Raw genomic sequence first — 19,016 nt, forward strand, 5'->3', positions numbered from 1 at the left:
GGACAAGATGGTTTCACGTGAAACGGGGGCTCGTTGCCGAGGCCTCGCGTGAAACCAACTAATATAGAGAGGGAACGGACGGAGACGCTACGGAGGCTCAATGGACTACAGAGACATTAAACGAGGCCTACCACAACGCGACAGCAGGGTCATCGCAGTCATCAACCAGAAGGGCGGCGTCGGCAAGTCAACGACGGTCGTCAACCTCTCGGCCTGTCTCGGCGAGACCAAGAAGAAGGTCCTTGTCGTTGACTTTGACCCTCAGGGCAACACGACGAGCGGCTTTGGCATCGAGAAGGACGGCATCGAGCAGGACGTCTACGACGTGATCCTTCACGACGTGCCGGTCGAGAACGTCATCATGGAGACGTGTGCCAAGAACGTGTTCATCGTTCCTGCGACCATCCAGCTCGCGACCGCCGAGATCGAGCTCGTCTCGGAGATGGCGCGCGAGACGATCCTCAAGGGCGTCATCGAGAAGGTCAAGGACGAGTTTGACTACGTCTTCATTGACTGCCCCCCGTCGCTCGGTCTTCTCACCATTAACGCCCTGGTGGCGGCCAACTCGCTCATCATTCCGATCCAGTGCGAGTACTACGCCCTCGAGGGAGTCGCCAAGCTGCTCGAGACCATGCAGATGGTCAAGCGGCGCATGAACCCGGAGCTCGAGATCTTTGGCGTCGTGATGACGATGTTCGACAGTCGCACCACCCTCTCGAAGCAGGTGGTCGACGAGGTCCAGGAGTTCTTTGGTAAGAAGATGTTCAAGAGCATCATCCCGCGCAACGTGAAGCTCTCCGAGGCACCGAGCCACGGCCTGCCCGTCTCCATGTATGCGCGCGTGAGCAAGGGAGCCCTGGCCTACTCCAAGCTCGCTCGGGAGGTGATTGCCCGTGGCTAAGAAGTCCGGGCTCGGCAAGGGACTGGGCCTGCTTGTCGGCGAGGCTGACGCCGAGACCGCGGGCATGCGTCCCGACTCGACCCTTCCCATCGACCAGATCCGTCCAAACAAGGGACAGCCGAGAAGAACCTTCAAGGCGGATGAGCTCAAGGAGCTCGCCGACTCGATACGCCAGAACGGCGTTCTCCAGCCGCTTCTCGTGAGGAAGAAGGGCTCGACCTACGAGATCGTCGCGGGCGAGCGCCGCTACCAGGCAGCTCGACAGGCCGGCTTGACCGAGATTCCGGTGGTGATCAGGGAGATCTCAGACGAGGACGTCTTCAAGCTCGCCCTCATTGAGAACCTTCAGCGCTCTGACCTGACACCGCTTGAGGAGGCGCGCGGCTATCGTCAGCTCATCAAGGACAAGGACCTCACCCAGGAGGGGCTGGCAAAGATCCTCTCGAAGTCGCGCTCGACGATCACCAACACGCTCAGGCTTCTCGACCTGCCCGACGAGGTGCAGGAGCTCGTCGAGGACGGCCGCCTAACCGCCGGGCATGCCCGTGCCATCCTCGCCGTGCCGAGCGAGGAGGGACGCTGCGAGCTCGCCAGGAAGGTGGTCGACGAGCGCCTGTCCGTCAGACAGACAGAAACCCTTGCCTCGACGTTTTCTGTCAGTCAGGACGCGGAGCCCGCGCGACGCGTGTCGACCCCGCAGTCGTTCAAACGCGCCGCACGTCAGATGCGCCTTGCCCTGGACACCAACGTCAGGGTGAAGAACGTCCGGGGCAAGAACAAGATCGAGATCGAGTTTGCCTCCGAGGAGCAGCTGGCGCACATCGTCGACCTTCTCGCCGGCCCGGGGACGTGGTCATAGATGAACAAGATTGCTCGATACGCGACCGTCCTCGGCGTGCTCGCGGGAGGTTGCGCGCTGCTCTACCGCTTTGGCTTGAGTGACGAGGCAAAAACGAGCCTCAAGAACGCGGCGCGCAGCGTCCACGAGACATACGGGCAGGTCTCCGAGAAGATCAGCGACCTCTACGGCACCGAGGTCACCGAGGACATGGACGAGCGCCGGCGAGAGATCGGCGCCCAGTGGGAGCGTCTTGGCTTCTAGGCTCTGCGGAGAACGGTAAGGGGACGGAGAGAGGCTCCGTCCCCTTATCATTAGAATATATTTATAATCGATTACTTTGAGAGTCGCTGCTTGAGCTGACCGCAGGCCGCGTCGATGTCGACACCGCGGGAGTTTCTCACCGTGGCCTCCACGCCCACGGCGGCGAGGGCGCGCACGAAGTCCTGGGCGCGCAGGTCGGTCGAGGGGCGCAGCTTGGAGCCCTCGACCTCGTTGAGCTGGATGAGGTTGACGTGCGCGAGCGTGCCCTCGCAGAAGTCGCAGAGGGCCTGCAGCTCGCTGTCCGTGTCGTTGACGCCCCCCATGAGCGCGTACTCATAGGTGGGGCGCCGCCCGGTCTTGTTGACGTACTCACCCATGACGTTGTAGAGGTTGACCAGGGAATACTTGCGCACGCCCGGCATGAGGGCGTTTCTCGTCCGCTGCACGGCGGAGTGCAGGGAGATGGCGAGGGTGAACTGCTCGGGCTCGTTGGCAAAGCGCATGATCTGCGGGATGACGCCGCAGGTCGAGACCGTGAGGTGACGCGCGCCGATGCCGGCACCCTCGGGGTCGTTGAGGCGCCTCAGGGCGCCGAGCGTGGCGTCGTAGTTGAGGAAGGGCTCGCCCTGCCCCATGAACACGACGCTGGTCACGCGGGTGTTGAAGTCGTCTCGCACGTGCATGACCTGCTCGTATATCTCGGACGAGGTGAGCGAGCGCGTGAGGCCCGCCGCGCCCGTCGCGCAAAACGAGCAGCCCATGGGGCACCCCGCCTGGGACGAGACGCAGACGGCGAGCTTTCCTCTCGAGGGCATGCCCACGCACTCGACGCTGACCCCGTCGGGGAAGCGCAGAAGATACTTGCGGCAGCCGTCGACGGAGACCTGGCGCGCGACCTCCTCGACGCCCCCGAGCGTGAGCCGGGCGGCGAGCTCCTCTCGAAGAGACTTCGGGAGGTTGGTCATGTCATCGAAGGAGCGGGCGTTCTTGGACCAGACCCACTCCTCGACCTGCTTGGCGCGAAACTTGGGCTGTCCGAGCGAGGCGAGAAGCTCGGTGAGCTCGCCATGCGTGAGGGTGTGAAGGTCCCGCAGCCCCTCCCCTGCGCCCTCGGCGTTGATTCGGTCGTTTCCTGTCGGCATTTCTGGCCCCTCTGTTTGGCGTGAGACGTCTGGAGTATCCTCTGATGGTGAAACTCACCACTTGAGTCTAGCGTACGGGCGGCCGCCCGCCGGAGGAGCTTTGATGGACAGAGAAGAACTGCTGAGCAAGAGGGTCGTCGTGATCTGCGGCGGCTGGTCTGACGAGCGTGAGATTTCGAGGTCCTCGGCCGGCGAGTGCCGCCGGGCGCTCCTGGAGGCGGGCTTTGCGAACGTCGATCTGCTCGACCTCGCCGAGCGCGACTTCATCGGCCGCCTGATGGCGGGCGGCTACGACGTCGCCTTCGTGGCGATGCACGGCCGCTACGGCGAGGACGGCTGCGTCCAGGGTCTGCTCGAGATCTTGCACATGCCCTACACGTTCTCGGGGGTCGCGGCCTCTGCCGCGGCGACCGAGAAGGAGGTCGCCAAGGCGGTCTACGCCGCCGCCGGCCTGCGAGCCCCGCGCGGCTTCGACGTCGACGCAAAGACGGTGCTCACCGAGAAGCAGATCGACCGCGTGGTCGACAAGATCGGCCTGCCGCTGTTCGTGAAGCCCGCGGCGAACGGATCGTCCTACGGCATCTCGCGCGTGACCGACCGCGACGCGCTCAACGACGCCATCCGCGCCGCCGGCGCGCAGGGCGGGCGCGTGCTCGTGGAGGAGTGCGTCACGGGCACCGAGATCACCGTCCCGGTGATCGGAAACGGGGACCCGACGGCCCTGCCGATCGTTGAGATCGTCACTGGCGCCGAGTTCTACGACCTCAAGGTGAAGTACGAGCCCTCGGCGATGCACCACGTCATCCCCGCGCGCCTCGAGCCGGGCGTGTACGCCAAGGCCCAGGAGCTCGCCGTCCGCGCTCATCGCGCGCTCGGGTGCCGCGGCTGCTCGCGCAGCGACTTCATCGTCACGCCCGAGGGCGAGCCGGTCATCCTCGAGACCAACACGATCCCCGGCATGACGGCCGAGAGCCTGCTGCCCGACTCCGCTCGCCACGGCGGGATCGAGTTCCCCGAGCTCTGCACGCGCTTCGTCGAGCTGGCGCTCGAGGGGCGCGCCGCGAGGGGCGCATGACGCCGCCCGCGCCGTCCCTGCTGGATGAGCTGATCTGCCCGGGAACTCCCGATGACGTGAGGCAGCGCTACCTCACCCTGGCGAGCCGCGCCGCGCAGCGGGACTTCGGTCCGCTCGAGGAGGACGTCGTCGTCCTCGACACCGAGACCACGGGTCTCTCCTTCAAGGACTGCGACCTCATCGAGATCTCCGCCGCGCGCCTCTCCGGGCGCGAGGTGGTCGACCGCTTCGAGACCTTCGTCCACCCGGGAGGACCCATCCCGCCCGAGATAACGAGGCTCACCGGCATCTCGAACGCCGACGTCGCGGATGCGCCGAGCGCCCGCGAGGCCGTCGCGGCGCTCGCCGAGTTCGTGGCGGGCTCGCCGGTCCTCGCGCACAACGCGACCTTCGATCGCACCTTCGTGGAGGCGGTGCCCGGGGGCGCGGGGGTCTCGGACACCTGGGTCGACACCCTCTCGCTCTCCCGCATCGCCCTGCCCTGCCTCACGACGCACCGCCTCGCCGACATGGCGGAGGCATTCGGCTGCGCCTCCGTGACGCACCGCGCAGGCGACGACGTCGAGGCGCTCTGCGGCATGTGGCGGGTCCTGCTCACCGCCCTCTCCGACCTGCCCGCCGGTCTTCTCGCCCTGCTGGCGGGCATGCACGAGGAGGTCACGTGGCCGTTCAGGCTGATCTTCTCTCACCTCGCCGCGCTCGGCGACGCGCCCGCGCGGCCCTTCTCGCTCAAGGAGGTCCGCGCCGGGCTGGTGGGCCGCGCCCAGGCGCCCGCGCGTCCCGACGCGGCGGAGCTGGAGGCGCTTGCGGCCCCGACGGCCGAGGAGGTCGAGCGGGAGTTTGGCTCGGGCGGCGTCGTCTCGCGGATGTACGAGCGCATGGAGCGCCGTCCCGAGCAGGTGGCGATGGCGCGCGAGGTGGCCGAGGCCCTGGGGAGCTCTACCCACCGCGCGATCGAGGCCGGGACGGGCGTGGGGAAGTCCGTCGCCTACCTGCTGCCCGAGGTCCTCTTTGCCCGACGCAACAACGTCACGGTGGGCGTGGCGACCAAGACCAACGCCCTCACCGACCAGCTGGTCTCCCACGAGCTCCCGGCGCTCGCGGCGGCCCTGCCGGGAGGGCTCACCTTCGTGAGCCTCAAGGGCTACGACCACTACCCGTGCCTGCACCGGCTCGACCGCGCCGCCGTGGAGGACCTCCCGCTCGCCGCCGTGCCGCACGACGGCCGCTCGGACAACGCCGTGGCCTGCGACATGCTCACCGCCCTCGCGGTAGCCTATGCCTTCGCGTGTCAGTCGCCCGACGGCGACGTCGACGCACTCGGCATCCGCTGGCGCTACGTCCCGCGGGCGATGCTCACCACCACGCCGGGCGAGTGTCTGCGCGCGCGGTGCCCCTACTTTCCCAACGAGTGCCCGCTCCACGGCGCGCGCCGCCGCGCCGCGGGGGCCGACGTCGTGGTCACGAACCACTCGCTCCTGCTCAGGAACGTGGTCGCGGAGGGCAAGATCTTGCCGCCCGTCAGACACTGGGTCGTCGACGAGGCCCACGGCCTCGAGGCGGAGGCGCGCCGCCAGTGGGCGGTCGAGGTCTCCGGGGACGAGGCCCGCGCGGCCTTCGAGCTTCTGGGGGGAACCTCGACGGGGACCATCCACAACCTCATGGTGCGCGCGATGTCGCTCGAGGGATCCACGCTGGTGGTGGGGCTTCTCGCCAAGGCGGCCGCGACCTGCGCCCGTGCCTCCGTCGCCGTGGCGGACCTCTTTGTCTGCGTCCACGAGCTCGGCTCGGTGGCCCGGGGGGACGGCGGGTACGACACGATGACCCTGTGGCTCGGCGAGGAGGTCCGCTCCACGCCCGAGTGGGCCGCCGTCGAGCAGGCGGGCGCCGTCGCCGCGGAGGCCCTCGCCGAGGCCGTGAGGCAGCTCGCCGGCGCCGCCGAGGCCATGGCCGGCGAGGCCCCGGCGCTCGCCGCGGACCTGACCGAGTCCACGCGCTTCCTGCGCGAGCTTTGCCACGGCATCGAGCTCGTCTGCTCCGGCGAGGACCAGACCTACGTCTATTCCGCGCAGCTCACGCGCTCGAGGAGAAAGATCGCCTCCGAGAAGCTCGTGGCCGAGAAGCTCGACGTGGGGGCGGATCTCGCCGAGCGCTGGCTCCCCGAGATGCAGAGCGTGATCTTCACCTCCGCGACCATCGCCGTGGGAGACGACTTCTCCCACTTCGACCACGCCGTGGGCCTGGACCTTCTGGGGGAAGGGTCGCATCGCGACGTCCGGCTCGACTCGAGCTTTGACTTCGACGCGAATATGTCCGTCGTCCTCGCCCGCGACCTGCCCGCCCCAGGGGACCGCGCCTATCTCCCGGCCCTCGAGGACCTGCTCTTTGACGTGCACGTCTCCATGGGAGGCTCGGTGCTCACGCTGTTCACCAACAGGCGTGACATGGAGCGCGCCTACGAGGCCCTGCAACCGCGCCTGGCCGCCGCGGGCCTCGAGGTGGCCTGCCAGAGCCGCGGGTCGTCGCCCCGCCGCCTTAGGCAGCGCTTCATGGAGGAGCGCTCGCTCTCGCTCATGGCGCTGCGGTCGTTCTGGGAGGGCTTTGACGCGACGGGCGACACCCTGCGCTGCGTGGTCATCCCCAAGCTCCCCTTCGCGAGCCCCAACGACCCGCTCGTCCGTGAGCGCGACCTGCGCGAGGACCGCGCCTGGTGGAAGTACTCGCTGCCCGACGCCGTGATATCGGTGAAGCAGGCCGCCGGCCGCCTCATACGCTCGGCCACGGACACCGGGGTGCTCGTGCTCGCCGACTCGCGCCTCGTGACCAAGGGCTACGGGAGGCTCTTCGTGGGGTCCCTGCCCTCGCGCAGCGTGACGCGCCTCGAGAGCGCCAACGTCGGCCGGTACCTGAGCCTCTGGCGCGCGAGCCACGAGTAGCGGCGACGGAGGGCCTCAGGACGGGCTCTCGAGCTCGCGCGCCGCGTACTCCCCGGCGAGCCGCTCGACCTCGGGGTCGTCGCAGGTGACGGTGCCCGCGCAGGCCGCGACCATGCGCGGCAGCCACATGCCGCCGAAGTAGGGCGTCTCGGCCACGACGGCGCCACCCTCCTCGCGAAGCACCACGCTGAGGTCGTGCCAGGGGAGAAGGTCGAGATAGCGAGGGTCGGAGAAGCGCAGGCGCACGGTCCTTCTCGGCTCGTCGCCGCGGGCCTTTGCCGGTCGGTCGGTTCGTACGGGCAGCTCCTCGAGCTCGTCCATGCGGTCGAGCCTGAACGTACGCGCTCCCCCGCGGTCGATGTCGTAGGCGTCGAGATACCAGAGGTCCCCCTCGCACCGAAGCCTCTCGGGGAGGACGCGCCGGCCCTCTCGCGCGCCGCCGCCCGGCTTCTTGTAGCAAAAGCGCAGCCCACGCTGGGCGAGAAGGGCGCCCGCGCAGGCGGGGAGGGCTTCCGGCGCCGGACGGCCGGGCTCCCCGAGCATCCTGCGGACGAGCTCCTCGCTGGGGGCCGAGCCCGCGAGCGAGCCCTCGAGGCGCTCGCGCAGGGGGTCGCGCGCCGGGACGCCCACGCGATCGAGGGCGGCGAGCAGCGCCGCGGTCTCCGCGCGGTCGAGCCGCAGGCGCCGGCCGCGCAGGCCGGTGTCGAGCAGCAAGGTGAGCCGACCGTCGCCCTCGTTTACCAGCGGCAGACCCGTGCCGTCTGCGGAGCAGGCGGTGGCGACGAGCCCCACGAGCTTCTCGGCGCGCTCGCCCGAGACGCCCAGCCGCGCGGAGACGGCCTCGACCGAGAGCGCGTCTCCCGCCTCGCTCAGGCTCGAGACGAGGGCCACGAGCTCGCGCGCCTCCTCAAGCGCGCCCCGCCGGCCGGCGTTTGTCCTGCCACCGCTACGCGCCATGGGGAAGCGCCCCCTCGAGTACCTCTCGCCAGGCGTCCACGAGTGCCTGCGGCCGCAGCGGCCGGATGCCCTGGGCCACAGCCCAGCTCGCGGCGGCGGGGAGGTCGCAGACGTCGACCTCCCAGACCAGGGCCTTTCCCTCGCGCCTGAGCTCGCCCTGCCCGCGCGCTGCGTCGGCAAGCGCCCCCTCGCGCCCGTCCGGGACGGCGAAGGCGGCGGGACGGGCCTTCGAGCCGAGCTGGAAGGGGAGCCTCACCCAGTCGAGGACGGAGAAGTCATCGGGCACCTCGCACGGGACGTCGTCCAGCGCCACGACCTCGTCGAAGCGGTCCACGCGATAGGTGCGCGCGGGCCCATCGGCGGCGCCGTCTGTCACGCGGGCCGCGACGAGGTAGGTCGAGCCGCCGAGGGCGAACAGGCCATAGGGCGCGAGGGTGCGCCTCGCCTGCCAGCCGCGCGCGTTGGTGTAGCTGGCCTCGACGCAGAGATGCTCGACGAGCGCCCTTCTCAGCTCGCCGAGCGCGCGCCCCTCGTTCCTGCGCGCGGCGGCGAAGGCGGGCTCGTCGGCGAAGGCGCGCGACAGCTTGGCCAGGGCCAGGCGCAGGTCCCCCGCGAGCGGGAAGGTGGGGTCCTCGAGCACGCCCTGGCACGTCAGCTCGAGGGCCGCGGCCTCGCGCGCCCCGAGCTCGGCGCCGCCGGCAAACGAGCCGCGCTCGTCCACGCCCCACGAGGTCTCGCCGGCCTGCCGCCCGCGCTCGACGACGCGCACGCCGCAGGCGGCGAGCAGCGCGCGGTCGCGGGAGAAGGCGCGCCTGAAGCTGTCGGCCGAGAGCTCCGGGTAATAGCGGGCCGCGAGGGCGGAGGAGGCTATGGGGGCCCGTGCGTTCATGAACTCTATCGCGAGCGAGCAGATCCTTCTCGCCCGCTCGTCGTCTTTTGTGAGCCGCATCGAGGCCGCCTCCTTTCCTCCCCGTTTTGCCGTCCGTGGGTTCCGCTTGCGTTGAACCCGGGCACATCTGCGTCTTTTTTAACGAACGCCAAGGATAAGACGTATACTCTTTGAATTGTATGCACGTCGTTGGAACCGTCTCGCGAGACTCTGCAAAAGGACGACCAGTATGGCCATGACTCACGACTATCTCGACTACCTCAACCAGAGGGTCGGAATCGCCCCCGCCAACAGCCAGGAGGAGCTGCAGGCAGCTCAGACCATCGCCAGGCTCATGAGCCATCATGACGTCGAGCCGCAGATCGAGGAGTTTGACGCGCCCTCGCTCGCCGGCCTCTCCGCGGCAATCCTGTCGGTGCTCATGTTCGTCGGCGTCCTCGTCTCCGGCGTGGGCGTCCTCGCGCTGACGCTGATCGGCTTCGTGCTCGCCGTCATCCCGACGGTGCTGGTGGCGCTCAGGCTCTTTGGCCGCGCGCCGCAGCTCTCCTTCGGGCCCACGGCGCGCAGCCAGAACGTCATCTCGGTCCACCGCGCCACCGGCCCGCTCGTCTCTAAGGGCAACCGTCCCATCGTCGTCGTGGCCCACTACGACACCCCTCGCGAGAACTTCCTCTACTCCACGCCCGTCGCGCCCTATCTCCCGATGGTCGTGAAGGCGTCGACCTACTGCCGCTACGTCGTGGCGCTCTGCGCGCTGGTCCAGCTCATGGGCTTTGTCCCCGCGCCCGCCCGACTCGTGCTCTGGCTGCTGGGCATCGTCGCGTCCCTGCCGGCGATGCTTCTGGCCGTGGGCGCCATCTACGAGCGCGTCTCCCCCTGCACCCTGGGTGCCAACGACAACAAGGCCTCTGTGGCGTCGCTGCTCGGCGTGATGGAGAACGTCCGCCCGAGCGGCCTGGTGCCCCTGCCTCGCGAGCCCGAGCAGGCCAAGGACGTCGAGGAGCCCGAGGGAGTCGACGAGGCCTCCGAGAAGGACACCGAGGACGCTTCCGATGCCCCCGTTGCCGAGGGGGGCGAGGCCGCGGCCGAGCCCGCCGAGGCCGACCTGGCCGTCGCCGCTCCGCTCGACGTCGAGGACGAGCCGGTCGACGAGTGGGTCCCGGCCCCCGCGGAGGAGGTCGTCGGCGTCCGTCACGGCGAGGACGTCCTGCGCGAGCTGCAGATCCTTCCCGAGGACTGTGAGATCGAGTACGCCCTCGGCGGCGTTGCCTCCCTCGCGTCGGAGCCTGCCCGCGCCGTCACGCCCGCCCCTCAAAGGACCTTTGAGACCCCGGTCTCGCTCTTCGAGCTCGACCCGCTTCCCGAGCAGGAGGAGCCCGAGCTCGCGGATGACGCCGCGGGTGAGGAGGCTTCCGAGCCCGAGGAGCTTATCGACGCCGAGGAGCAGGACGTCACCGAGGACGCGCCCGAGCCCGAGGACGACGAGTCCGTCCTGGGCACCGCGCCGCTGCGCCCCGTCAAGGGCGACGCCGAGACCACCCGCGAGAGCCTGCTCTCCGGCGGGCGCTTCTCGCTGGTCATGGACGAGGGCGACCGCGGCGTCGGTCCGAAGGACTCCTCCGGCCTCACCGCCGAGGTCGAGGAGGAGCTCGACGCGACCCAGCCCACGCCCTCCGCTCCCGTCGAGCGCCCGAGCGCTCCCGAGGACCCCGAGTGGGGCAAGTCCTCGTATCGCCCCCAGCTCTCCAACGTCGCGCGCCGCGCGTCCCTCTTTGACCTCCCCGATCCGTCCATGAACGAGACGGACCCGCTCGGCGACCCCGGCGCCACGCGCGTGGCGCCCTCCAAGTCGAGGTTCGCGCGCGCCCTGCGCGGCGAGCAGAGCGCCCCCGCCCAGGACGCCCCCGCCGCCGAGGACGCCCCCGAGGTCGAGGCTCCGCAGCCCATCGAGACGCTCGCCTCCACGGCCGAGCGCGGCAAGAGCGCGTTGGGCGGCCTCTTCGGCCGTCTCAAGGACGCCCTCTCCAGCAGGGCCAAGGCCGCCGAGGACGTCGCGGACGACTCCTCCGACGAGGAGTCCGACGACCCCATCTGGCGCGGCGGCGCCGCGACGAGGGGCGGCCTGCGCTTTGTCGAGGAGGACGAGCAGGCTCCGACCGAGGACGAGCTGCGCGACGCCGCGCTCTCCCTCGCCGACGACGCGCTCGTCTCGCACGACATCTGGTTCGTGGCCCTGGGTGGCTCCACGCTCGACCACGCCGGCATGAGGTCCTTCCTGCGGCAGCACCGCTCCGAGATCCGCGGCAGCTTCATCGTGAACCTCGACTGCGTGGGCGCCGGCGAGCTGAGCGTTCTCACCCATGAGGGCGTCGAGGGCACGCGCCGTGCCGACCGTCGCCTCGGACGCCTGCTCAGCACCGTTGCCAAGGACCTGCACGCCGAGCTCGCGCAGAAGAACTTTAGCTGGACCTCGACGGACGCCTGGCCCGCGATGAGCTCCTCCATGCGCTCCGTGACGATCATGGGCGTCGGGGAGAACGGCCTGCCCGCGCTCTCCAAGACCGCCGACGACGTCGCCGAGAACGTGAGCGGCGACCAGGCCAACCTCGTCACCGAGATCGTGACTGAGGCCATCCGCCGCGCCTAGGGGCGTCCGGGCGACGACATCAGGCAATCTTTCGATCGAGCGCGTCACGTGCAGCACGGGACGCGCTCGATCTGCGTTCTGCCGGCGTGCCCCGCGGCGGGCGGCCGTCCTCCCCTGAGGGCGTCACCGCCCATGCGCTTGACCCGCGTCCTTCTCCGTGGCGCCTTCTCACCTTCGTGCGTCCTTCTCGTCTCTGAGCCGCGCATTGGACCTCCTGTCTTTGGGGAGGACTACGCTACGCCCCGGGACTTCCCGGACTCTGAGCGCTTGCTGACGGGGAGCTGACCGGACGGACGTGCCTTTGGCGAGCAAGCCGCGTGAGCTTGGCGTCGCCCGCTCGGCCAGGCGCGGGTTGGCGGTGTCGCGTCACGAAGCCTTCACAGAACGAACACGCGACGGGACGCGGCCCTAGGGCCTATCTGCCGCGTGTGCGCCCAGGGCGCGCTTCACCGCACGGCCGGCGCTCACGCCCACGAGGAGCTTGAGGAGGTCGGGCCCCACGAAGGGCAGCACGCCCGCGACGAGCGCCGCCGCCGGCGAGATGCCGCTCGCCCAGCAGAGCTGCGCGACGCCGGCCGCGTAGGAGACTGCCAGCATGACGAGGGCGCCCGCGAAGTCGCGCGCCGGCTCGGGGAGAACGGGGATTCGTCGCAGGGCCGCCGCGCACGCGGTGCCCAGGAAAAAGCCCCAGAGAAAGCCGCCCGTCGGACCGAGGAGATGGCCGACGCCGCCGGCAAACCCCGAGAAGACGGGCATGCCCAGGGTGCCGAGCAGCAGGTAGAGGCCCACGGCGCGCACGGCGTCCCTCCCGTCGAGCGCAACGACGAGCAGGGCGAGGACAAGCGTCTGGAGGGTGAGGGGAACCGGGCCCAGGGGGACCGTGACCATGGCCGAGGCGGCGAGAAGCGCCGCGGAGAGCCCTGCTTTGCATACCTGTGACGCCGTCATGGCACCCCCTCGGCCCCGCGGTCCTTGCCCAGCCATCGGACGCAGGCTATACTACTCCATACGCGTTCTTGCGCGCGTCGAGGCGGGCATCGCCAAGTGGTAAGGCATCAGCTTCCCAAGCTGACATTCGCGGGTTCGAGTCCCGTTGCCCGCTCCAGAGACTTCAGGGCCCCGAAAGGGGCCCTTCGCATGTGGGTAGAACTATGGCGTCGGAGCGCGTTTGAGCGCCGTCCCGCCCAGAAAGGAAGCACCGTGGCCTCCCTCCCCATGACCAACGAGGAGTGCCGCCTCGCCACCGAGGCGCTCTCCGACCAGATCGACCGCTACGCGAGCCTTCTCGTCAGGAAGGGCGTCGCGCTGCAGGCCGGGCAGGAGCTCGTGCTCCAGGCGCCCGTGGAGGCCGCCGACTTCGCGCGTCGCGTGGTGCGCGCGGCGTATCGCGCGGGCGCCGGTCACGTGACCGTTCTGTGGCACGACGACGAGGTGAGCCGCCTCACGTACGAGAGCTGCCCGCTCGCGTTCTTCGAGACGGTCCCCGCCTGGCAGGTCGAGCAGCTCAACGGCCTAGCCGAGGACGGGGCCGCGTTTCTGTTCCTCGAAGGATCGGACCCCTCCGCCCTCAAGGGCGTGGACCCCGCCAAGCCCGTCGCCGCGGCGAAGGCCCGCAACACCCAGTGCCGCTCCTTCCGCGACGGCATGGACTTTGGCCTCAACGCCTGGTGCATCGCCGGTGTGCCCGTCGCGGCCTGGGCGCGCGAGGTCTTTCCGGACGTCTCCGCAGCCGAGGCGCTCTACCGTCTGTGGGTCCTGATCCTCGAGGTCGCCCGCGCGGACGGCGAGGATCCCGAGAGCGCCTGGGAGACTCACAACGCCTCCTTCGAGAAGACCAAGCGCTTCCTCAACACGCACCGCTTCGACGCACTGCGCTACGAGTCCGCCAACGGGACCAACCTCGTGGTGGGGCTTCCCGCGGCCCACGTCTGGGACGGCGGCGCCGGCCGCACCCGCGACGGCGTGACCTTCTTCCCCAACATCCCCACCGAGGAGGTCTTCACCTCTCCGGACCGCCTGCGCGTGGACGGCGTGGTGCACTCCGCGCTGCCGCTCGTGCGCTCCGGCCAGGTGGTGCGGGACTTCTGGATGGAGTTCAAGGACGGCGCCGTGGTCGACTTTGGCGCCGAGCAGGGACGCGAGGTCCTGAGCCGCATTCTTGAGGTCGACGAGGGCGCCCGTCGTCTGGGTGAGGTCGCGCTCGTCTCCAAGAACACGCCCATCCGCCAGAGCGAGACCCTCTTCTTTGACACGCTCTACGACGAGAACGCGAGCTGTCACCTGGCCCTGGGCATGGGCTTTCCCGAGTGCCTCGAGGGCGGCGCCAGCCTGAGCAAAGAAGAGCTCCTCGCCCGCGGCGTCAACCAGAGCAGCACCCACGTGGACTTCATGATCGGCTCCGATGACCTCAACGTCTTTGGCGTGTGCGCGGACGGCTCCGAGGTTCCCGTGTTCGTGAACGGGCAGTGGGCCTGGGAGTGACGCCCGCACGTGGTAAAATCGCCACGACGCGCCGTTAGCTCAGCTGGTAGAGCAGGGGACTTTTAATCCCAAGGTCCAGGGTTCGAAGCCCTGACGGCGCACCACCGCATCTGATGGGGCCGGACGTTTTCCGACGTCCGGCCCCCTTTTGTCGACCAAGTTGTCGATAATCGCCCACGTTTTCGACCAAGTCGACCAACCATAGTCGGTTCTGCGCCGTCAGGACGGGCTCTCTGTTAATTGGGGACAGTCCCCAACGAACATATGTTAATTGGGGACTGTCCCCAATTAACAGAGAGCCGGACGGGGTCAGCCCACGCGGAGGACCTCGTGAATGCCGGCCTCCTTGAGGATCTCGACATCCTCATCGGTGGCGCCCGTATCGGTGATGAGCAGCGCCACGCGGTCGAGCGACGCGTAGGTGAAGCCCGCCGCTATGCCGAGCTTGCTCGAGTCGGCGAGCAAGATCATGCGGTCAGAGCGCTCCACCATGAGCGAGTTGACGGTCGCCTCCTGCTGCGTGTTGGAGGTGATGCCGGTGACCGTGGAGATGCCGGCGCAGCCCACGAAGCACGTCGTCGCCGAGACGCTGCGGACGTTGGCGAGCGCGAACTCCCCCGAGAGGACGCCGCGCGGTGCGCGGACCTCCCCGCCGGTGACGAGGATCATGCCCTCGGGCGGGATGGGTAGCCCCTGGGCGAGCGCGCTGTTAGTGACCACGGTCACGCCCGTGGCCTGGATGTGGGCGATGAGCTCGAGCGCCGTGGAGCTGGTGTTGATGAAGAGCAGCTCGTTGTCCTCGACGAGCTCGGCCGCGGCCTGGGCGATGGCCTCCTTCTGCTGCTCGTAGGGGGAGGCGGGCGCCTCCGTGCGCGAAGAGGCTCCCGCGACGAGGACGGCCTCCCCGTAGCGGCGCTCGACCTCGCCGCGCTCCTCGAGGGCCGTGAGGTCGCGGCGGATGGTGAGGGCGGAGGTCCCGAGGCGCTCCGCGAGGTCGGTCACGTTGGCGCGTCCGCGCTGCTCGAGGATCGCGAGGATGTTCTGCCTGCGCTGCTCGACGAACGGCCTGCTCTTCTCAGTCATGTGTCACCTCATTCGTGCTGCCGTACATGGGCACGGGCGGATGGTTCCCGTAGAGTCTCATAATGAACGATTTGAATGCTAGCCCATTCTAAACCCACCGTGTCGACTTCTGTTTGAACGATTTGAGAAGTTCGTTCTGACCGTTTGCGGTAAGATTCCATCCGCTGGCGGCAAAAATGAACGGAATGAATGACAAGAGAATCATATCGTTCATAATGTAGCCACGGAAAGGTTCCGAACGTTCTATTCTGAGCTCAAATAGAACAGAAGGGACATTCGAGCAAAGGAAAGGAGAGGTTCCGGATGCTACTCAAGGAAATCTACGAGAAGAAGCACTATGCGTTCGTCGAGGAGCCCATCGCCGACTGGCGAGACGCCATCCGCGCCTGCTGCAAGCCGCTCGAGGCGGACGGCACCGTCGAGCCCGTCTACGCGGAGGAGATCGTCGCCTGCGTGGAGAAGCACGGCCCCTACATCGTGCTCATCCCGGGCGTGGCGATGCCGCACTCCACCGAGAACGCAACGGGCTGCAACGGCACGGCCATCGGCTTCATGCGCGTCGCCGAGCCCGTGCACTTTGCCGAGGGCGACCCCGAGAAGGACGCTCAGATCTTCTTCACGCTCTGCTCCACCAACCAGGAGGAGCACTTCGCCAACATGCAGCGCCTCTACGCCATCCTGACCGACGACTCCGTCGTCGAGAAGCTCAAGGCGGCCACCACGCCCGAGGACCTTCTCGCCATCGACGAGCTCGTGGACGAGGACAAGCTGGCGCACGACCAGGCGTAGCCCTGGCACGAACAGTCAAGGAAGGAGACCCATGGACATCCTAATGGGAATCTGGACGTGGATTGCGAACAACATCCTCACGCAGCCCGCGTACTTCATCGGCGTGATCGTCGTCCTCGGTTACGCCCTCCTCAAGAAGCCGTGGTACGACATCCTCGCCGGCTTCATCAAGGCGGTCATCGGCTACCAGATCCTGGCCGTCGGCTCGAGCGGACTGACCAACGCGTTCCGCCCCATCCTCGTGGGCCTGCAGGAGCGCTTCAACATGTCCGCCATGGTCATCGACCCGTACTTCGGCCAGAACGCCGTTCAGGCCGCCATGGAGGACACGAGCGCCTCCGCCCTCTCGTTCATCTCGGGCAAGTCCTTCTCGCTCGTCATGTTCCTCCTGCTCTTTGCGTTCATCCTCAACATCGTCCTCGTGGCGCTCAAGAAGTTCACCAAGTGCCGCGCCCTGTTCACCACCGGCCACGTCCAAGTGCAGCAGGCCTCCACGGCGTTCTTCCTGATCCTGTTCTGCTTCCCCGCCCTCAAGGAGCAGGACTGGGCCACGCTCGCCATCATGACGATCCTGCTCGGCCTGTACTGGGCCGTCGGCTCCAACCTCTGCATCGGCCCCTCCCAGGAACTCACTGACGGCGCCGGCCTCACGATCGCCCACCAGCAGATGTTCGGCGTCTACGTGTCCTCCAAGATCGCCGGCTGGATGAACGACCACTCCAAGAAGAAGTCCAAGAACGTCGACGACATCAAGCTCCCGGGCTTCCTCAAGATCTTCAACGAGAACCTCGTTGCCACCGCCATCCTCATGACGCTCTTCTTTGGCGTCATCCTCGTCATCCTCGGCCGCGACTTCCTCGTCGCCCAGGGCTTCATGACCGAGTCTCAGGACTTCTTCATGTACATCCTGACGACCTCCTTCGAGTTCGCCGTGTACCTCTCGATCCTGCAGCTCGGCGTCCGCACCTTCGTCACCGAGCTCACTAACTCCTTCCAGGGCATCTCCTCCAAGCTCCTGAAGGGCTCCGTGCCCGGCGTCGACTGCGCCGTCACCTTTGGCTTTGGCGCCCCCAACGCCGTGACCATCGGCTTCCTGTTTGGCGCGCTCGGCCAGTTCCTCGCCATCGGCGCCCTGATCCTGCTCGGCAGCCCCGTCGTCGTCATGGCCGGCTTCGTGCCCCTGTTCTTCGACAACGCCACCATCGGCGTCTACGCCAACCACAAGGGCGGCCTGCGCGCCTGCATGCTCCTGCCCTTCCTCTCCGGCCTGCTCCAGGTCTTTGGCTCCGCGATCATCGCCGGCTGGGTCGGCATGGCGGCCTACGGCGGCTACCTCGGCATGTGGGACTGGGCCGTGGTCTGGCCGATCATGACCGGCGTCATGAAGTTCCTGTCCTACGCTGGCCTGGCCATCGCGATCGTCGCCCTCATCGCCATCCCTCAGATCCAGTACCTGCGCCACAAGCAGACCTACTTCATGGAGGTCGAGGACTGGGAGAAGTGCAAGGAGATGCGCGCCAACGGCATCAAGTAGCCTTCGCCTGACCTGAGCACCAAGCAAGCATCCGGCACCATCCACTCACACGTAAGCGGCCGGGGCGACCCCGCCCCGGCCCAACAGAAAAGGAGAGCACCATGAACGCCAAGATCCTCGTCGCCTGCGCCAACGGAGCCGGTACCTCCCTCATGATGAAGATGACCGCCGAGCGCGTCACCAAGAAGCTCGGCATGGGCGTCGCCGATATCCACCACTGCGCGCTCTCCGAGGGCGTCTCCTCCGCGCGCCAGTACGACATCGTCTTCGCGCCCCTGAACTTCAAGAACATGTACGACGAGGCCGAGAAGGCCGGCGTGACCGTCATCGGGCTGCGCAACGTCCTCTCCGACAAGGAGATGGAGGAGGCCCTCGTCTCCACCGGCGCCGCCGAGAAGTTCAAGGCGTAGGGGACGGCGAGACGCATGCAGTACTCCAAGAAGGTCATCGCGAGCATGCCCAAGGCCTACGCCACCGGCATGTTCGAGGGGGAGGACGCCGGGAGCTTTGTCATCGGCGTCGAGAAGGACGGCCCCATCCGTCGCTTCGCCCTCGACGGCACCCCCATGGAGACCGTGGCCGAGGGCCCCGGCGGCGTCATGACGATCGCCCAGGTCCCCGGGCGCAAGGACCAGCTGCTCGCGACCAGCGAGTTCTTCTCGCCCAACTACGGCGGCGACACCGCGGGCATCGTGAGCTACACCCGCGCCGCGGACGGCTCCTGGAGCGCGCACCGCATCTGCGACCTGCCCTACGTGCACCGCTTTGGCCTGCTCACCGGCGCTGACGGCCAGCTGTGGCTGATCGCCTGCACCATCAAGGGGGCCTGCCGCCAGATCAAGAACGACTGGCTCACCCCCGGCGCGGTCTACGTGGCCAAGCTCGGAGACAGCCTCGAGACCAAGACCGTCGAGCTCACCGAGCTCTCCGGCTGCCAGCTGCAGAACCACGGCTTCTGGTACGCGCCCGACCACAGCTTTGCGCTCGTCTCCACCGCGGCCGGCGTCTTCCGCTACGTCCCGCCCGCGACGGCGGACGGCACGTGGTCGGTGAGCTGCCTCATCGTCCAGCCCACGAGCGACATCTGCGTGGCGGACTTCGACGGCGACGGCAAGGACGAGATCCTCACGCTCTCCGCCTTCCACGGCGACACCCTCTCCGTCTGGCACGAGGGCGAGACCGCCGACACCTACGTCAAGGTCTGGGAGGACCCCGAGAAGCGCGACTTCCTGCACGCCATCTGGTCCGGCGAGATCTACGGCGAGAAGTGCGCGGTCATCGGCAACCGCAAGGGCGGGCGCGACCTCTTCCGCGTGCGCTTTGCGGACGGCTCCTACCAGCTCGAGATGATCGACCACGACCGAGGCCCCGCGAACTGCTGGGTCTTCACCGACGGGGACGTCTACCGCGTCGTCGCGGCCAACCGCGAGACCGACGAGGTCGCGCTCTACGACGTCACCGAGTAAGTCCCCTTGCGGCC

16 protein-coding genes and 2 tRNA genes are annotated in these 19,016 nt (G+C 68.2%); 13 read left to right on the top strand and 5 right to left on the bottom strand.

Going from position 1 to position 19,016, the window contains the following annotated elements:
* Positions 1-100 precede the first annotated feature (100 nt).
* The 3 genes from B5F85_RS01545 to B5F85_RS01555 are packed head-to-tail and all read left to right on the top strand — an operon-like array spanning position 101 to position 2,003.
* Positions 101-901, top strand: a complete 801-nt coding sequence (locus tag B5F85_RS01545) for an AAA family ATPase (protein WP_087313734.1) — start codon at positions 101-103, stop codon at positions 899-901.
* A complete protein-coding gene (locus tag B5F85_RS01550) occupies positions 894-1,760 on the top strand; it encodes a ParB/RepB/Spo0J family partition protein (protein WP_087313736.1) in 867 nt (288 codons plus the stop codon). Before B5F85_RS01545 ends, B5F85_RS01550 begins: the two co-directional genes overlap by 8 nt.
* Complete coding sequence (locus B5F85_RS01555; protein ID WP_087313738.1) at positions 1,761-2,003, top strand: hypothetical protein; 243 nt, start codon at positions 1,761-1,763, stop codon at positions 2,001-2,003.
* Between the two features lie 71 nt (positions 2,004-2,074).
* On the opposite strand, the gene rlmN is transcribed toward B5F85_RS01555, so the two are convergent.
* Positions 2,075-3,145 carry a 23S rRNA (adenine(2503)-C(2))-methyltransferase RlmN gene (gene rlmN, locus B5F85_RS01560; RefSeq protein WP_087313740.1) on the bottom strand — a complete coding sequence of 357 codons (1,071 nt, stop codon included), beginning with the start codon at positions 3,143-3,145 and terminating at the stop codon, positions 2,075-2,077.
* A gap of 103 nt (positions 3,146-3,248) precedes the next feature.
* Between rlmN and B5F85_RS01565 the strand changes: the two genes are divergently transcribed.
* Positions 3,249-4,220 carry a D-alanine--D-alanine ligase gene (locus B5F85_RS01565; protein WP_087313742.1) on the top strand — a complete coding sequence of 324 codons (972 nt, stop codon included), beginning with the start codon at positions 3,249-3,251 and terminating at the stop codon, positions 4,218-4,220.
* Entirely contained in the window at positions 4,217-7,156 is a 2,940-nt protein-coding gene (locus B5F85_RS01570) for a helicase C-terminal domain-containing protein (protein ID WP_087313744.1), read from the top strand. Before B5F85_RS01565 ends, B5F85_RS01570 begins: the two co-directional genes overlap by 4 nt.
* Before the next feature lie 15 nt (positions 7,157-7,171).
* Here the strand turns inward: B5F85_RS01570 and B5F85_RS01575 are convergent, their stop codons facing one another.
* A complete protein-coding gene (locus B5F85_RS01575; protein ID WP_087313746.1) occupies positions 7,172-8,113 on the bottom strand; it encodes a WYL domain-containing protein in 942 nt (313 codons plus the stop codon).
* Positions 8,103-9,062 (bottom strand): WYL domain-containing protein, encoded by a 960-nt coding sequence (locus B5F85_RS01580; protein WP_087313748.1) that lies wholly within the window; start codon positions 9,060-9,062, stop codon positions 8,103-8,105. The genes B5F85_RS01575 and B5F85_RS01580 overlap by 11 nt, the downstream gene beginning before the upstream one ends.
* A gap of 169 nt (positions 9,063-9,231) precedes the next feature.
* On the opposite strand from B5F85_RS01580, the gene B5F85_RS01585 reads away from it, so the two are divergent.
* Positions 9,232-11,649: a hypothetical protein gene (locus B5F85_RS01585; RefSeq protein WP_087313750.1), complete on the top strand. Its 2,418-nt coding sequence runs from the start codon at positions 9,232-9,234 to the stop codon at positions 11,647-11,649.
* Between the two features lie 408 nt (positions 11,650-12,057).
* Here B5F85_RS01585 and B5F85_RS01590 read toward each other — a convergent pair whose 3' ends face one another.
* Positions 12,058-12,597, bottom strand: a complete 540-nt coding sequence (locus B5F85_RS01590) for a biotin transporter BioY (protein ID WP_087313752.1) — start codon at positions 12,595-12,597, stop codon at positions 12,058-12,060.
* 82 nt (positions 12,598-12,679) lie between these two features.
* Between B5F85_RS01590 and B5F85_RS01595 the strand changes: the two genes are divergently transcribed.
* The 3 genes from B5F85_RS01595 to B5F85_RS01605 all read left to right on the top strand — a co-directional run bounded on the left by B5F85_RS01595 (position 12,680) and on the right by B5F85_RS01605 (position 14,234).
* Positions 12,680-12,754, top strand: a tRNA-Gly gene (locus B5F85_RS01595).
* 110 nt (positions 12,755-12,864) lie between these two features.
* Positions 12,865-14,130 carry an aminopeptidase gene (locus tag B5F85_RS01600; protein ID WP_087313947.1) on the top strand — a complete coding sequence of 422 codons (1,266 nt, stop codon included), beginning with the start codon at positions 12,865-12,867 and terminating at the stop codon, positions 14,128-14,130.
* A gap of 28 nt (positions 14,131-14,158) precedes the next feature.
* Positions 14,159-14,234, top strand: a tRNA-Lys gene (locus B5F85_RS01605).
* 205 nt (positions 14,235-14,439) lie between these two features.
* On the opposite strand, the gene B5F85_RS01610 is transcribed toward B5F85_RS01605, so the two are convergent.
* Positions 14,440-15,213 carry a DeoR/GlpR family DNA-binding transcription regulator gene (locus B5F85_RS01610; RefSeq protein WP_087313754.1) on the bottom strand — a complete coding sequence of 258 codons (774 nt, stop codon included), beginning with the start codon at positions 15,211-15,213 and terminating at the stop codon, positions 14,440-14,442.
* Positions 15,214-15,516: 303 nt separating this feature from the next.
* Between B5F85_RS01610 and B5F85_RS01615 the strand changes: the two genes are divergently transcribed.
* From B5F85_RS01615 to B5F85_RS01630, 4 genes are all read left to right on the top strand, one after another.
* On the top strand, positions 15,517-16,002 hold the full coding sequence (locus B5F85_RS01615; protein ID WP_087313756.1) for a PTS sugar transporter subunit IIA: 486 nt from the start codon (positions 15,517-15,519) through the stop codon (positions 16,000-16,002).
* A gap of 31 nt (positions 16,003-16,033) precedes the next feature.
* Positions 16,034-17,536, top strand: coding sequence for a PTS ascorbate transporter subunit IIC (locus B5F85_RS01620; protein WP_087313758.1), 1,503 nt, complete (start codon positions 16,034-16,036; stop codon positions 17,534-17,536).
* A gap of 101 nt (positions 17,537-17,637) precedes the next feature.
* Entirely contained in the window at positions 17,638-17,946 is a 309-nt protein-coding gene (locus B5F85_RS01625) for a PTS sugar transporter subunit IIB (protein WP_087220259.1), read from the top strand.
* A gap of 15 nt (positions 17,947-17,961) precedes the next feature.
* Positions 17,962-19,002, top strand: a complete 1,041-nt coding sequence (locus B5F85_RS01630; RefSeq protein ID WP_087313760.1) for a hypothetical protein — start codon at positions 17,962-17,964, stop codon at positions 19,000-19,002.
* Positions 19,003-19,016 lie beyond the last annotated feature (14 nt).

Origin of the sequence: Olsenella sp. An293 (genome assembly GCF_002159495.1) — a bacterium.
Taxonomy (GTDB): domain Bacteria; phylum Actinomycetota; class Coriobacteriia; order Coriobacteriales; family Atopobiaceae; genus Thermophilibacter.

Bases quoted from the DNA above. Each gene is read 5' to 3' on its own strand.
- B5F85_RS01545 (WP_087313734.1), top strand. From the start codon at position 101: ATGGACTACAGAGACATTAAACGAGGCCTACCACAACGCGACAGCAGG.
- B5F85_RS01555 (WP_087313738.1), top strand. From the start codon at position 1,761: ATGAACAAGATTGCTCGATACGCGACCGTCCTCGGCGTGCTCGCGGGA.
- rlmN (WP_087313740.1), bottom strand. From the start codon at position 3,145: ATGCCGACAGGAAACGACCGAATCAACGCCGAGGGCGCAGGGGAGGGG.
- B5F85_RS01565 (WP_087313742.1), top strand. From the start codon at position 3,249: ATGGACAGAGAAGAACTGCTGAGCAAGAGGGTCGTCGTGATCTGCGGC.
- B5F85_RS01570 (WP_087313744.1), top strand. From the start codon at position 4,217: ATGACGCCGCCCGCGCCGTCCCTGCTGGATGAGCTGATCTGCCCGGGA.
- B5F85_RS01575 (WP_087313746.1), bottom strand. From the start codon at position 8,113: ATGGCGCGTAGCGGTGGCAGGACAAACGCCGGCCGGCGGGGCGCGCTT.
- B5F85_RS01580 (WP_087313748.1), bottom strand. From the start codon at position 9,062: ATGCGGCTCACAAAAGACGACGAGCGGGCGAGAAGGATCTGCTCGCTC.
- B5F85_RS01585 (WP_087313750.1), top strand. From the start codon at position 9,232: ATGGCCATGACTCACGACTATCTCGACTACCTCAACCAGAGGGTCGGA.
- B5F85_RS01590 (WP_087313752.1), bottom strand. From the start codon at position 12,597: ATGACGGCGTCACAGGTATGCAAAGCAGGGCTCTCCGCGGCGCTTCTC.
- B5F85_RS01600 (WP_087313947.1), top strand. From the start codon at position 12,865: ATGACCAACGAGGAGTGCCGCCTCGCCACCGAGGCGCTCTCCGACCAG.
- B5F85_RS01610 (WP_087313754.1), bottom strand. From the start codon at position 15,213: ATGACTGAGAAGAGCAGGCCGTTCGTCGAGCAGCGCAGGCAGAACATC.
- B5F85_RS01615 (WP_087313756.1), top strand. From the start codon at position 15,517: ATGCTACTCAAGGAAATCTACGAGAAGAAGCACTATGCGTTCGTCGAG.
- B5F85_RS01620 (WP_087313758.1), top strand. From the start codon at position 16,034: ATGGACATCCTAATGGGAATCTGGACGTGGATTGCGAACAACATCCTC.
- B5F85_RS01625 (WP_087220259.1), top strand. From the start codon at position 17,638: ATGAACGCCAAGATCCTCGTCGCCTGCGCCAACGGAGCCGGTACCTCC.
- B5F85_RS01630 (WP_087313760.1), top strand. From the start codon at position 17,962: ATGCAGTACTCCAAGAAGGTCATCGCGAGCATGCCCAAGGCCTACGCC.